The organism is Mycolicibacterium neoaurum, from assembly GCF_036946495.1.
GTDB lineage: Bacteria > Actinomycetota > Actinomycetes > Mycobacteriales > Mycobacteriaceae > Mycobacterium > Mycobacterium neoaurum_B.
Map to the genome: position 1 here is coordinate 2,175,280 of NZ_JAQIIX010000002.1, position 14,511 is coordinate 2,189,790.

Consider the following 14,511-nt stretch of genomic DNA (forward strand, 5'->3'; position numbering starts at 1 on the left):
CGGATAGACACAGCATGCGTAGGACCCTGACTCTGCTATCGCGTGCGCTGGCCGCGATGGTCGCGCTCGCCACCGTTGCCGCGGTGCCCGCACCGACGGCCGCGGCCTTTTCCAGGGAAGGGTTGCCGGTCGAGTACCTCGACGTGTTCTCCACCGCCATGAACCGCAACATCCGGGTCCAGTTCCAGCCCGGCGGGCCGAATGCGGTCTACCTCCTCGACGGGTTGCGCGCCCAGGACGACTACAACGGCTGGGATATCAACACCCCTGCCTTCGAGTGGTTCCACGATTCGGGCCTGTCGGTGGTGATGCCGGTGGGTGGACAGTCCAGCTTCTACAGTGACTGGTACTCGCCGTCGTCGTTCAACAGCCAGCAGTACACCTATAAGTGGGAGACGTTCCTCACCAGCGAGCTTCCGCAGTGGTTGGCGGCCGAGAAGCAGATCTCACCCGCGGGCAACGGGGTGGTCGGATTGTCGATGTCCGGCGGCGCGGCGTTGATCCTCGCCGCCTATCATCCGAACCAATTCCGTTATGCGGCATCGCTGTCGGGATTCCTCAACCCGTCGACCGCCTTCATGAAGCAGGCAATTCGCGTCGCGATGCTCGATGCCGGTGGCTACAACGTCGACAACATGTGGGGGCCGCCGTGGGATCCGGCATGGAAGCGCAACGACCCGGTCGAGCAGGTCGGCAAGTTGGTCGCCGCTGGCACTCGGCTGTGGATTTACTGTGCGCCAGGGGGTTCCACTCCGCTGGATGTCAACGGTGACCCGGCCCAACAGTTCAACGCCGACAGCCTGGAGGGTCTGGCAATCGGCAGCAACAAGAAGTTCCAGGAGCGCTACACCGCCGCTGGCGGGACGAATGCAACCTTCGAATTCCCTGCGGCAGGGAATCATTCGTGGGCGTACTGGGGTGCCCAGTTACAAGCGCTCAAGCCGGATCTGATCGCCACCCTCGTTCGCTGAGCGGGACATCCCAGCCAATTGTGGTTGACTACACGGGCCTTCGAGTCCGGGCCACAACAGACGGGATCCCAATACATATGACTTTCGCCGAGTGGATGCGCGGTGTCACCCGCAGAGTGACCATCGCGGCCGCCGCGGCCGCGGTGCTACCGGGTCTGGTGAGCGTCATCGGTGACCCGGCGACTGCGTCCGCCTTCTCCCGACCGGGCCTGGCGGTGGAGTATCTGGACGTGCCATCGGCCGGGATGGGTCGTGATATCCGCATCCAGTTCCAGAGCGGCGGCGAGAATGCGCCTGCGGTCTACCTTCTCGACGGTCTGCGCGCCCAGGATGACTTCAACGGTTGGGATATCAACACCGCGGCGTTCGAGTGGTACGACCATTCCGGTCTCTCGGTGGTCATGCCCGTCGGCGGCCAGTCGAGCTTCTACTCCGACTGGTACAAGCCGGCCAAGGGCAAGAACGGCACCTACACCTACAAGTGGGAGACGTTCCTCACCCAGGAGCTGCCCGCCTGGTTGCAGTCCAACAAGGCCGTCAAACCCACAGGCAGTGCGGTGGTCGGGTTGTCGATGGCCGGCTCTGCGGCCTTGACGCTGGCCATCTATCACCCCCAGCAGTTCCCGTATGCCGCATCCCTGTCGGGCTTCCTGAACCTGTCCGAGGGTTGGTGGCCGATGTTGGTGGGACTGTCCATGGGTGATGCCGGCGGATTCAAGGCCGAGGACATGTGGGGCCCGTCCGGCGATCCGGCGTGGAAGCGCAACGACCCCTACGTCAACATCGACAAGCTGATCGCCAACAACACCCGCATCTGGATCTTCTGCGGAAACGGCAAACCGTCGGACCTCGACGCCGGTGCCAGCGCGGGCAACCTGTTCAACGCGAAGTTCCTCGAGGGCTTCACGCTGCGGACCAACAAGACGTTCCGCGACACCTACCTGGCCAACGGTGGCAGCAACGGCGTGTTCAACTTCCCGGAGAACGGCACGCACAGCTGGGGTTACTGGGGCGCGCAGTTGCAGGCCATGAAGCCCGATATCCAGCGGGTGCTGGGGGCCGTGCCCGCCGCGGGGTAGGTCCCGTCTGCGGGTCGTAACGGGTCGTTGCGCCGACCGCCGCAGTGGTGATGTGATTCACTACAACGCGGCGGCGGGCAAACACACGATCGAAGACGAGGTGGGACATGAGGCTGCAGGCTCTTGCGTATGCGGTGCTGATGGCGCTGGGCCTGTGGACGGTGTCGGCGACGACCGAACAGGCCGCGCGTGCCGACGGAGTCGAATACCTGATGGTGCCGTCGGCGGCCATGGGCCGCGCCATTCCTGTCGCGTTTCAGGGCGGCGGGCCGCATGCGGTCTTCCTGCTCGACGCCTTCAACGCCGCACCCGACGTCAGCAATTGGGTGACCGCGGGCAATGCGATGAACACCCTGGCGGGCAAGGGCATTTCGGTGGCCGCTCCGGCCGGTGGCGCCTGGAGCCTCTACACCAACTGGGAGCAGGACGGTTCCAAGCAGTGGGAGACCTTCCTGGCCACCGAACTGCCGGACTGGCTGGCCGCCAACAAGGGTCTGGCGCCCAGCGGACACGGTGTCGTCGGCGCCTCGCAAGGCGGTACCGGTGCGATGATGCTGGCCGCCTTCCACCCGGACCGGTTCCGCTATGCGGGCTCGCTCTCGGGTTTCCTGACCCCGTCGCGCACCTTCGAGAACGGCGCGATCACCGCGGGGATGGCGCAGTACGGCGGAGTCGACACCCAGCGGATGTGGGGCCCGGTGCAGTTCGGCCGGTGGAAGTGGCATGACCCGGACGTGCACTCTCAGCTGTTGGTGGACAACAACACCCGACTGTGGGTCTTCAGCCCGCAGACCACGACCTGCAGCGACCCGGTCGCGATGATCAACGATTGCGCGCAGGCCCAAGGCAGCAACCGCACCTTCTACTCCCACTACCGCGCCATCGGTGGACGCAACGGGCATTTCGACTTCCCGGTCGACGGCCAGCACGACTGGGGTAGCTGGGCCGGACAGCTCGCCGCCCTGTCCGGTGACCTGGCAGCGGCCATCCGCTGACGGTTTGATCACGTTCCATGGCACCGGCAGAACAGCCGGTACCGTGGAATGGTGCAGCGCAACGGACGGATCGGTGTGGGTCTGGCAAAGTGGCCGACCCCGCAGCTGACGCCCCTGCTGCTGGCCATGACGGCGGTCGCGGTCGGGGCCCTGTCGTGCGGTTGCACCGCGGGGGACACCACGTTGGCCTCGGTCGGGATGCCCGCCGAGGAGTCCTCGATGGCTCGCGTCGACGGGATGATGGGTGCCACCCGCTCCGGCGGACCCAGCGAGCACCTGACGGTGACACCGCGCCAGCGGTCCTATCTGGATGCCCTGGTCGACTCCGGGGTGCACCCCTCCGATGACCTGATGGCGCTGAGCATCGGCGCCTATGTCTGCCAGGCGCGGGCTGCCAAACAGACCGAACAGGCGGTGTGGGATTTCGTGCTGCCGCTGGTGCGCAACGATCTTCGCGATGCCCATTCCAGCTCGATGGCGCCGGAGGTCGATGACGTCGACGCTGCGACCGCTGATTACATTCGCATCGCAACCGAACGGCTCTGCTGACGCAGCGCACGGACCTCTGGAGTTGATGACGCATGGCCGACAACAGCCGACGCAAACGGCACCGCATCCTGGCCCTGGCTGCCGCTGCTGCGGTCGCCGTCCTGGTGGCGGTGCTGGTCGCCGGTGTCGTGGTGTGGCTGCGGCAGCCGGATACCCCGCCGCTGGCCACTCCCGGGCAACCGACCGACGTGCCGACCGCGGTGCCGCCGACCGGTAAGCCGCGACCGGAGTTCCAGGATGCGAGCTGCCCGGATGTCCAGCTGGTCTCGATACCGGGTACCTGGGAATCCTCCCGTCAGCTCGACCCGCTCAATCCGGTGCAATTCCCGATCGCGCTGCTGCTCAATGTCACCAACCCGCTGCGCGCGGAGTTCGGCACCGACCGCGTCGAGATCTACACGGTCCCCTACACCGCCCAGTTCCACAATCCGTTCTCGGCGGACGGCCAGATGTCCTACAACGACAGCCGCGCCGAGGGTAAGGATGCTGCGGTGCGGGCGATCACCGATATGAACAATCGCTGCCCGCTGACCAGCTACGTGCTGGTCGGCTTCTCCCAGGGCGCGGTGATCGCCGGCGATATCGCCAGCGATATCGGCAACGGTCGCGGGCCCGTCGATCAAGATCTGGTGCTCGGGGTGACCCTCATCGCGGACGGCCGGCGTCAGGAGGGGGTTGGGCAGAACCTGCAGCCCAATGCCCCGGGCCAGGGAGCCGAGATCACGCTGCACGAGGTGCCGATGCTCGCGGCGATGGGTCTGGCGATGACCGGACCGCGCGACGGCGGATTCGGGGAACTGGACAACCGGACCTATCAGATCTGCGCCAACGGTGACCTGATCTGTGCGGCACCCGAGTCGGCATTCTCGATCGCCAACCTGCCCGCCACGATCAACGCTCTGCTGGGCAGCACGGCAGGCCCGGTGCACGCGCTGTACAACACCCCGCAGTTCTGGCAAATGGACGGTAGGACGTCTACCCAGTGGACGCTCGGCTGGGCACGCGATCTGCTGCAGAACGCGCCGGAGCCCAAGCACGGTTGAGCCCCGGTTGAGCCGAGGTGCGGGTCGGGCGATATCCCGGTCGCTTCGCTCGCCTCGAAGCCGACTCGCCGGTAACCAGATTTGGCCTGCACGAATCGAACAATTAACATTAAGAGAAAACTAAGAGTGGCGTGTCGCCGAGTGCAGGCTTCGGCGCCGACCGCCGGTACGATTCCCCAGGTTCGGGGGCGACCATGAGAAGTGTGCGTGACAGGAGTATTCGATGCCGTTCCATAACCCGTTCATCAAGAACGGTCAGATCATCTTTCCTGACAACGCCAGCATCGTCTCCCACGTCGAGCGGTGGGCCAAGGTCCGCGGTGACAAACTCGCCTATCGCTTCCTGGACTTCTCGACCGAGCGCGACGGCGAGGTCCGCGAACTGACCTGGGCTCAGTTCAGTGCGCGCAACCGTGCGGTCGCCGCCCGTCTGCAGCAGGTCACCGCCGAAGGTGACCGCGTCGCCATCCTCAGCCCCCAGAACCTGAACTATCTGGTCGCCATGTACGGCGCCATCTACGCCGGCCGTATCGCGGTGCCGCTGTTCGATCCGTCCGAGCCCGGCCACGTCGGCCGCCTGCACGCCGTGCTGGACGACTGCAAACCCTCGGCGATCCTCACCACCACCGATGCCGCCGAGGGCGTGCGCAAGTTCTTCCGTAGCCGCCCGGCCAACCAGCGCCCCAGGGTGATCGCCGTCGATGCCGTGCCCGAAGAGGTCGCCGCCACCTGGGAGCCCGTCGAGGTCACCAAGGACACCGTGGCGTACCTGCAGTACACCTCGGGCTCCACCCGCATCCCCACCGGCGTGCAGATCACCCACCTCAATCTGGCCACCAATATCGTCCAGGTCATCGAGGCGCTGGAGGGTGAGGAAGGTGACCGCGGCCTGTCCTGGTTGCCGTTCTTCCACGACATGGGTCTGATCACCGCGCTGCTGGCCCCGATGATCGGCCACAACTTCACCTTCATGACCCCGGCGGCATTCGTGCGCAGGCCCGGCCGTTGGATCCGCGAGATGGCACGCAAGCCCGAGGACACCGGCGGCGTGATCTCGGTGGCCCCGAACTTCGCCTTCGACCACGCGGCGGCGCGCGGACTGCCCAAGGACGGTGAGCCGCCGTTGGACCTGTCCAACGTCAAGGCCGTGCTCAACGGCAGCGAACCGATCTCCGCGGCCACCGTGCGCCGGTTCAACGAGGCGTTCGGTCCCTACGGCTTCCCGGCCAAGGCCATCAAACCGTCCTACGGACTGGCCGAGGCGACTCTCTTCGTCTCCACCACGCCGTCCCAGGAAGAGCCCAAGATCATCAATGTGGACCGGGACGCTCTGAACACCGGCTCCATCGTCGAGGTCGACGCCGACTCGCCCAAGGCCGTCGCGCAGGCGTCGGCAGGCAAGGTGGGCATCTCCCAGTGGGCGGTGATCGTGGACGCCGAGTCGGCCACCGAGCTTCCCGACGGTCAGATCGGCGAGATCTGGATCAGTGGTCCGAACATGGGCACCGGGTACTGGGGTAAGCCCGAGGCCACGGTCGAGACGTTCCAGAACACACTGAAATCACGCACCACGCCCTCGCATGCCGAGGGCGCGGCGGATGACGCCACCTGGGTACGTACCGGCGATTACGGTGCCTTCTATGACGGTGATCTCTACATCACCGGACGCGTCAAGGATCTGGTCATCATCGACGGCCGCAACCACTACCCCCAGGATCTGGAGTACTCCGCACAGGAGGCCTCCAAGGCGGTCCGCACCGGGTTCGCCGCGGCATTCTCGGTGCCGGCCAATCAGTTGCCCGCCGAGGTCTTCGACGACACGCACGCCGGTCTGAAGTTCGACCCGGAGGACACCTCCGAGCAGCTGGTCATCGTCGCCGAGCGGGCCGCAGGTTCGCACAAGATGGAGCTCGGTCCGGTCATCGACGATATCCGCGCAGCCATCGCGGTGCGCCACGGCGTCACCGTGCGTGACGTTCTGCTGACCCCGGCCGGTGCCATCCCGCGTACCTCCAGCGGCAAGATCGGCAGGCGCGCCTGCCGGGCCGGTTACCTGGACGGCAGCCTGCGCAGCGGCAAGATCGCCAACGATTTCCCCGACGAGACGGACTGAGGCACATTCAGTTCCTCACCGCGCCACCCAGGCCGCACGGCGGCGAAAGTGAACAGTGAAAATGACTGAAGCGCAAGATAATTCGCAACCCGCCGGCGACCTGCCCGCGGTGTCAGGGTCGGCCTCGGATGCCGTCGCCCCCGCTCGCGGTGACATGACGGTCGCCGAGATGCGGGAATGGCTGCGCAACTGGGTGGCCAACGCCACCGGGCAGCCGGCCGACTCCATCAACGAATCGGCGCCGGTGGTCGAACTCGGGCTGTCCTCCCGTGACGCGGTCGCGATGGCCAGCGATATCGAGGATCTGACCGGTGTCACGTTGACCGCCACCGTGGTGTTCCGCAATCCGACCATCGAGGCGTTGGCCACCGTCATCATCGAGGGCGAGCCCGAGCCGGTGGTCGACAGCGACGAGGACTGGACCCGCGAACCCGGGGTCGAGGACATCGCAATCGTCGGTTTGGCCACCCGATTCCCGGGTGAGATGAACAGCGCCGAGCAGATGTGGGCGGCACTGCTTGAGGGTCGCGACGCCAGCTCGGATCTGCCCGAGGGTCGCTGGTCGGAGTTCCTCGGCGAGCCCCGCATCGCCGAGCGGGTGGCCAAGGCACACACCCGTGGCGGCTACCTCTCCGATATCAAGGGTTTCGACTCCGAGTTCTTCGCGCTGTCGAAGATGGAGGCCGACAACATCGATCCGCAGCAGCGGATGGCCCTGGAGCTCACCTGGGAGGCGCTCGAGCACGCGCGCATCCCGGCGTCGAGCCTGCGCGGCGGTGATGTCGGCGTCTACGTGGGCAGCTCGAACAACGACTACATGTTCCTCGCCGTGGCCGACCCGACCACCGCGCACCCGTATGCCATCACCGGCACCACCAGCTCGATCATCGCCAACCGGGTGTCCTACTTCTACGACTTCCGCGGTCCGTCGGAATCCATCGACACCGCATGTTCGTCCTCGCTGGTCGCCGCGCACCAGGGAGTGCGCGCGCTGCGCTCCGGTGAAATCGACGTCGCGATCGTCGGCGGCGTGAACGCCATGGTGACCCCGCTGGTCACCATCGGGTTCGACGAGGTCGGCGGCGTGTTGGCGCCGGACGGCCGGTGCAAGTCGTTCTCGTCGGACGCCAACGGCTACGCCCGTTCCGAGGGCGGCGGCATGCTGGTGCTCAAGCGCGTCTCCGATGCGCGTCGCGACGGTGACGAGATCATCGCCGTCATCGCGGGCAGCGCGGTCAACCACGACGGCCGCTCCAACGGCATGCTGGCGCCCAACCCGGATGCCCAGGAAGCGGTGCTGCGTAAGGCGTACAAGGACGCCGGGATCAACCCGCGCGATGTCGACTACATCGAGGCGCACGGCACCGGCACCATCCTGGGTGACCCCATCGAGGCCGATGCGCTCGGCCGGGTCGTGGGTCGTGGCCGTGCCGACGACAAGCCCGCGCTGCTCGGTGCGGTGAAATCCAATGTGGGCCATCTGGAATCGGCGGCCGGTGCGGCCAGCCTCGCCAAGATGGCACTCGCGCTGCAGCATGACAAGCTGCCGCCGTCGATCAACTACGCGGGTCCCAACCCGTACATCGATTTCGACAAGGAACATCTCAAGGTCAACGACACCGTCTCGGACTGGCCCCGCTACAGCGGGCAGGCCATCGCCGGGGTGTCCGGTTTCGGCTTCGGTGGCGCCAATGCGCACCTGGTGTTGCGTGAGGTGCTGGCCTCCGACCTGGTCGAGCCCGAGCCGGAAAACCCTGTCGCCGAGGACAAAACGTCCGAAACGCCCGACGAGGCCGACGAGCTGAATCTCAGCGGCCGGCGGATGGATGAGTACGGCGAGTTCGTCGAGGACGAGCCCGAGTACCCAGGCTACGACGATGACAACTACGAACTGCCCGGCCTCACCGAGGAAGCCCAGCGGCTCATCGACGAGGGTCGCGCCGCGCTTGCCGCCGCCGAGCCCGCCAGACCTGTTGTGCCGCTGTTCGTCTCGGGCTTCCTGACCTCACGTAAGCGCAGCACCGCCGCAGAACTCGCCGATTGGATCGACAGCGAGGCCGGACGCGCCTCCTCGCTCGAATCGATCGGTCGTTCGCTGTCGCGGCGTAACCACGGCCGCTCCCGGGCCGTCGTGCTGGCCCACGACCACGACGAGGCCGTCAAGGGCCTGCGGGCGCTCGCCGATGGCAAGCAGAGCCCGCTGGTCCTGGCCGCCGATGGGCCGGTCACCAACGGCCCGGTGTGGGTGTTCGCCGGATTCGGCGCCCAGCACCGCAAGATGGGCAAGGACCTCTACCTGCGCGATGAGGTGTTCGCCGAGTGGATCAACAAGGTCGACGCCCTCATCCAGGACGAGCGTGGCTATTCGATCGTCGAGCTCATCCTCGATGACGCGATCGACTACACCGCAGAGACCTGCGAGTACCCGATCGAGGTCGTCCAGACGGTGATCTTCGCGCTGCAGATCGGGCTCGGTGAGCTGCTGCGCCACCACGGCGCCACACCCGGTGCGGTGGTCGGGCAGTCGCTGGGCGAGGCGGCCGCGGCCTACTTCTCCGGTGGTCTGTCGCTGGCCGACGCCACCCGGACCATCTGTTCGCGCGCTCACCTGATGGGTGAGGGTGAGGCGATGCTGTTCGGTGAGTACATCCGGCTGATGGCTCTGGTCGAATATTCCGCCGACGAGATCAAGACCGTGTTCTCCGATTTCCCCGGCCTGGAGGTGTGCGTGTACGCCGCACCGACCCAGACGGTGATCGGTGGTCCGCCCGAGCAGATCGACGCGATCATCGAGCGCGCGGAATCCGAGGGCAAGTTCGCCCGCAAGCTGCAGACCAAGGGTGCCAGCCACACCCAGCAGATGGACCCGCTGCTCGGTGAGCTCTCGGCCGAGATCCAGGGTATCGAGGCCCGGCCGCTGCAGACCGGCTACTTCTCGACCGTGCATGAGGGCCAGTTCGTCCGGGCCGGAGCCGAACCCATCCACGATGTCGAGTACTGGAAGAAGGGGCTGCGGCACAGCGTCTACTTCACCCACGGCATCCGCAACGCCGTCGACAACGGGTACACCACTTTTCTGGAGCTCGCGCCGAATCCGGTGGCGCTGATGCAGGTTGGGCTGACCACGGCCAGCGCCGGGCTTCATGATGCGCAATTGATCGCGACGCTGGCGCGCAAGCAGGACGAGGTCGATTCGATGACCACGGCGTTGGCGCACCTGTACGTGTACGGCCACGATATGGACCCGCGGTCGTTGTTCCCGCGTCGCAATCGCGGTCTGGCCGGTGCGCTGGACTTCGCCGATATCCCGCTGACCCGGTTCAAGCGCAAGGAGCACTGGCTCGACGCCCGCTTCACCGGGGACAGCTCGGTCGTCGCACCGGGTACCCATGTGGCCACTCCGGACGGCAGGCACGTGTGGGAATACGCACCCAACGGCTCACCCGATCTGGCCGGCCTGGTGAAAGCGGCTGCGGCACAGGTTCTTCCCGATGCACTGCTGACCGCCGCCGAGCAGCGTGCGGTGCCCGCGGACAACGCCCGGCTGGTGACGACGTTGACCCGCCATCCCGGTGGTGCATCGGTGCAGGTGCACGCCCGTATCGACGAATCCTTCACCCTCGTCTACGACGCCATCGTCAGCCGCGCGGGTCAGCAGACCGCGCTGCCGACGGCCGTCGGGGTGGGCACGGTCGCCGAGATCGCCGCCGCCGCACCGGTATCGGTCGAGGAGCCCGAGGATGACAGCCCGGCTTTCGAGGCCGACAATCTCACCGCCGGAGCCAATCTGGGTTCGGATTTCGCGAAGTGGAACCCCGAATCCGGGGAGACGGTCGGGCAGCGGTTGGGCACCATCGTCGGCAGCGCCATGGGTTACGAGCCGGAGGATCTGCCCTGGGAGGTGCCGCTGATCGAGCTGGGCCTGGATTCGTTGATGGCGGTGCGTATCAAGAACCGGGTCGAATACGACTTCGACATGCCGCCCATCCAATTGACCGCGGTGCGGGACGCGAACCTCTACGCGGTGGAGAAGCTGATCCAGTACGCGATCGAGCACCGCGACGAGGTCAGTGCGCTGGCCGAGGCTCAGAAGGGGCAGTCCGCCGAGGAGATCGCGGCCGCGCAGGCCGAGCTCATGGGCGGTGCAACCACGGTTGCCGAGCTTGAAGCCAAACTGGCCGAGGCGGGTCATCCGCTCGCGGACAAGGCCGACGAGACCACCGAGTCCTTGGCCGAGGTCGGTATCGAAATCCCGCCGCCGACCTCGGATGTCGCCGGCGTCCCGGCTCAGACCTCTGATGTCGCCGGCGTCCCGGCTCCGCCGACCGATCCGAGTGGGCCCAAGAAGGCGACCGCCGCCGCGGCCGCGGCGAAGGTGCTCACCCAGGAGGCCGTCACCGAGGCGCTCGGCGCCGACGTGCCCCCACGTGATGCCGCCGAGCGCGTCACCTTCGCGACGTGGGCCATCGTCACCGGCAAGTCCCCCGGCGGCATCTTCAACGAGCTGCCCGCAGTCGACGAGGAGACCGCGGCCAAGATGTCGGCCCGGCTGACCGAGCGGGCCGAGGGCCCGATCAGTGTCGAGCAGGTGCGGTCGGCCAAGACCATCGAGGAATTGGCCACCCACGTCCGCGACCAGCTCGAGGACGGACTCGTCGACGGTTTCGTCCGGACCCTGCGCCCGCCGACCGGTGGCTCGAAGGCTGTGCCGCTCTTCGTGTTCCACCCCGCCGGTGGATCGACGGTGGTCTACGAGCCGTTGATCAAGCGGCTACCCGCCGATATCCCGGTCTATGGCATCGAGCGTGTCGAGGGTTCCATCGAGGAGCGGGCCGCCGAGTACGTGCCCAAACTCCTTGAGCTGCACGACGGTCCGTTCGTGCTGGCCGGGTGGTCTCTCGGCGGCGCGCTGGCCTATGCCTGCGCGATCGGTCTCAAGCGGGCCGGTGCCGATGTGCGATTCGTCGGCCTGATCGATTGTGTGCGCCCCGGTGTACCGATCGATCAGTCCAAGGAGGGGATGCGGGCCCGCTGGGATCGTTACGCCCGCTTCGCCGAGCGCACCTTCAACGTCGAGATTCCCGAGATTCCCTACGAGGAACTGGAAAAGCTCGACGACGAGGGTCAGGTCAAATACGTGCTCGACATCGTCGCCGAGAGCGGGGTGCAGATCCCCGGTGGCATCATCGAACACCAGCGCACGTCCTACCTGGACAACCGCGCACTCGACACCATCGAGCTGCAGCCCTACGACGGGCACGTCACGCTCTACATGGCCGACCGGTATCACGATGACGCCATCGTCTTCGAGCCGGCTTATGCCACCCGTCAGCCCGACGGTGGCTGGGGTGAGGCCGTTTCCGATCTGGAGGTCGTGCAGATCGGCGGCGAGCACATCCAGGCCATCGACGAGCCGATCATCGCCAAGGTCGGCGCTCATCTGAGCGAGGCCATCAACCGCATCGAAGCGAGCCAGAAGGGGAACCAGTGACGGAAACTCCCGTACAGCCGAAGACCGCCACCACTGCGGAGAAGCTGGCCGAGCTGCGCGAAAAGCTGGAGCTGGCCAAGGATCCCGGTGACGAGAAGGCCAAGGCTCGGCGCGACAAGAAGGGCATCCCGAGTGCCCGCGCGCGCATCCATGCGCTGCTGGATCCGGGTAGCTTCCTGGAGATCGGTGCGCTGGCCCGCACACCTGGCGACCCGAATGCCTTCTATGGTGATGGTGTGGTGACCGGTCACGGCACCATCGACGGCCGGCCGGTCGGTGTGTTCAGCCACGACCAGACGGTGTTCCAAGGCTCGGTCGGTGAGATGTTCGGCCGCAAGGTGGCCAAGCTCATGGAGTGGGTGGCCATGGTCGGCTGCCCGATCATCGGTATCAACGACTCGGCGGGTGCCCGCATCCAGGACACCGCCACATCGTTGGCCTGGTACGCCGAACTGGGCCGTCGCCACGAAATGCTGCGCGGCCTGGTGCCCGAGATCTCGCTGATCTTCGGCAAGTGCGCCGGCGGTGCGGTGTACTCGCCGATCCAAACCGATCTCGTTGTGGCCGTGCGTGATCAGGGCTACATGTTCATCACCGGTCCCGACGTCATCAAGGATGTCACGGGTGAGGACGTCACCTTCGACGAGCTTGGCGGCGCCGATGTGCAGGCCCGGCGTGGCAACATCCACAAGGTGGTCGAGTCCGAAGCCGCGGCCTACCAATACGTTCGGGATTACCTGAGCTTCCTGCCCGCCAACCACTTCGACGACGCGCCGATCGTCAACCCGGGCCTGGAGCCCGAGATCACCGCGCACGACCTCGAACTCGACACCATCGTTCCGGACTCGGACAACATGGGTTACGACATGCACGAGATCCTGCTGCGGATCTTCGACGACGGTGACGTCTTCGAGATCTCGGATCAGCGCAGTCCGTCGATGATCACCGCGTTCGCGCGGGTCGACGGTCGCCCGGTCGGCGTGATCGCCAACCAGCCGATGCACATGTCCGGTGCGGTCGGCAACGAGGCATCCGACAAGGCTGCCGGCTTCATCCGATTCTGCGACTCGTTCAACCTGCCGCTGGTGTTCGTCGTCGACACCCCGGGTGCCATGCCCGGTGTGGCCGAGGAGGAGGGCGGCATCATCAAGCGCGGTGGCCGCTTCTTCAACGCTATCGTCGAGGCCGACGTGCCCAAGGTGACCATCATCGTGCGCAAGGCCTACGGCGGCGGCTACGCCGTCATGGGTTCCAAGCAGCTCTCGGCGGATCTCAACTTCGCCTGGCCGACCGCGCGCATCGCCGTGATCGGCGCCGAGGGTGCGGCCCAGCTGTTGGTGAAGCGGTTCCCGGATCCGACCGCGCCCGAGGTGCAGAAGATCCGCGCCGACTTCATCGAGGGCTACAACCTGAACCTGGCAACCCCGTGGATCGCGGCCGAACGCGGCTATATCGACGGTGTCATCGAACCGCACGAGACGCGGCTGTTGATCCGAAAGTCGCTGCGGCTGCTGCGCGACAAGCAGCCGGTGAAGAAGGTGCTTCGCAAGCACGGTCTGACCCCGCTGTAATCGCCGGCGTGCGCGATGAGTTTTCGGGCCTGCGGTGGTCGTATCTGGCATGACACGGATCACCGCAGGCCTGTTCATCTCGCTCGACGGCGTGGTGGAGGCGCCCGACCAATGGCATTTCCCGTACTTCAACGATGAGATGGGCGCGGCCGTCGATGCCCAGTTGGGCTCGGCGGAGACCATCCTGCTCGGCCGCGCCACCTATGACAGCTTCGTCGGCGCCTGGCCACAGCGGGAAGCCGACGGTGGTGAGGACGCCGAGTTCGCCAAGAAGCTCGGTGACACCCGCAAGATCGTGGTATCGCGCAGGCAGTTGAGTTTCGGGCCCGGGGCGAGCGAAGCGACGGGGGATAAGCCCGACGCGAACTATGACTGGCGCAATTCCGAACAGCTGCAGGGTGATCTGCTCACCGGCGTGCGGGCGCTCAAGGCGCAGCCGGGCGGTGACATCGCCATCGCCGGATCGGTGTCCGTGGTGCGCGAACTGCTGGCCGCGGGCCTGCTCGACGAATTACACCTGCTGGTACATCCCGTCGTGGTGGGCACCGGCGCACGGCTGTTCCGCGACGGGGACGCGCTGCCGCTGAAACTGCTGAGCTCGAGCGCCTTCCGGACCGGCGTGGTGCACAGCGTCTACACCAAGGACGAGGCCGCGCCGAGTGGGTCCTACGAGGACGCCAAACAACACCTCTAGCAGGC

9 protein-coding genes are annotated in these 14,511 nt (G+C 66.3%); all 9 read left to right on the forward strand.

Annotated features, from left to right (window positions below; all coding sequences use genetic code 11):
- The first annotated feature begins 14 nt into the window (after positions 1 to 14).
- Positions 15 to 971: an esterase family protein gene (locus tag PGN27_RS15785; protein ID WP_418888605.1), complete on the forward strand. Its 957-nt coding sequence runs from the start codon at positions 15 to 17 to the stop codon at positions 969 to 971.
- Positions 972 to 1,048: 77 nt separating this feature from the next.
- Positions 1,049 to 2,050, forward strand: a complete 1,002-nt coding sequence (locus PGN27_RS15790; RefSeq protein ID WP_335326967.1) for an esterase family protein — start codon at positions 1,049 to 1,051, stop codon at positions 2,048 to 2,050.
- A 107-nt stretch (positions 2,051 to 2,157) separates the two neighbouring features.
- Positions 2,158 to 3,045: an alpha/beta hydrolase-fold protein gene (locus tag PGN27_RS15795; protein ID WP_335326968.1), complete on the forward strand. Its 888-nt coding sequence runs from the start codon at positions 2,158 to 2,160 to the stop codon at positions 3,043 to 3,045.
- A gap of 48 nt (positions 3,046 to 3,093) precedes the next feature.
- Positions 3,094 to 3,594 (forward strand): DUF732 domain-containing protein, encoded by a 501-nt coding sequence (locus PGN27_RS15800; RefSeq protein ID WP_335326969.1) that lies wholly within the window; start codon positions 3,094 to 3,096, stop codon positions 3,592 to 3,594.
- A 32-nt stretch (positions 3,595 to 3,626) separates the two neighbouring features.
- On the forward strand, positions 3,627 to 4,637 hold the full coding sequence (culp6, locus tag PGN27_RS15805) for a carboxylesterase Culp6 (RefSeq protein ID WP_335326970.1): 1,011 nt from the start codon (positions 3,627 to 3,629) through the stop codon (positions 4,635 to 4,637).
- Positions 4,638 to 4,860: 223 nt separating this feature from the next.
- A complete protein-coding gene (fadD32, locus tag PGN27_RS15810) occupies positions 4,861 to 6,750 on the forward strand; it encodes a long-chain-fatty-acid--AMP ligase FadD32 (protein WP_335326971.1) in 1,890 nt (629 codons plus the stop codon).
- A gap of 61 nt (positions 6,751 to 6,811) precedes the next feature.
- Complete coding sequence (gene pks13 / locus PGN27_RS15815) at positions 6,812 to 12,241, forward strand: polyketide synthase Pks13 (RefSeq protein WP_335326972.1); 5,430 nt, start codon at positions 6,812 to 6,814, stop codon at positions 12,239 to 12,241.
- On the forward strand, positions 12,238 to 13,812 hold the full coding sequence (locus PGN27_RS15820; RefSeq protein ID WP_019510929.1) for an acyl-CoA carboxylase subunit beta: 1,575 nt from the start codon (positions 12,238 to 12,240) through the stop codon (positions 13,810 to 13,812). Before pks13 ends, PGN27_RS15820 begins: the two co-directional genes overlap by 4 nt.
- A 49-nt stretch (positions 13,813 to 13,861) precedes the next feature.
- The gene (locus tag PGN27_RS15825; RefSeq protein ID WP_335326973.1) at positions 13,862 to 14,506 is read left to right on the forward strand and encodes a dihydrofolate reductase family protein; all 645 of its coding nucleotides are present in this window, start codon (positions 13,862 to 13,864) and stop codon (positions 14,504 to 14,506) included.
- The last annotated feature ends 5 nt before the right edge of the window (positions 14,507 to 14,511 follow it).

What these genes read in the sequence shown, in the direction of transcription:
- PGN27_RS15785 (WP_418888605.1), top strand. Translation starts at nt 15, where the DNA reads ATGCGTAGGACCCTGACTCTGCTATCGCGTGCGCTGGCCGCGATGGTC.
- PGN27_RS15790 (WP_335326967.1), top strand. Translation starts at nt 1,049, where the DNA reads ATGACTTTCGCCGAGTGGATGCGCGGTGTCACCCGCAGAGTGACCATC.
- PGN27_RS15795 (WP_335326968.1), top strand. Translation starts at nt 2,158, where the DNA reads ATGAGGCTGCAGGCTCTTGCGTATGCGGTGCTGATGGCGCTGGGCCTG.
- PGN27_RS15800 (WP_335326969.1), top strand. Translation starts at nt 3,094, where the DNA reads ATGGTGCAGCGCAACGGACGGATCGGTGTGGGTCTGGCAAAGTGGCCG.
- culp6 (WP_335326970.1), top strand. Translation starts at nt 3,627, where the DNA reads ATGGCCGACAACAGCCGACGCAAACGGCACCGCATCCTGGCCCTGGCT.
- fadD32 (WP_335326971.1), top strand. Translation starts at nt 4,861, where the DNA reads ATGCCGTTCCATAACCCGTTCATCAAGAACGGTCAGATCATCTTTCCT.
- pks13 (WP_335326972.1), top strand. Translation starts at nt 6,812, where the DNA reads ATGACTGAAGCGCAAGATAATTCGCAACCCGCCGGCGACCTGCCCGCG.
- PGN27_RS15825 (WP_335326973.1), top strand. Translation starts at nt 13,862, where the DNA reads ATGACACGGATCACCGCAGGCCTGTTCATCTCGCTCGACGGCGTGGTG.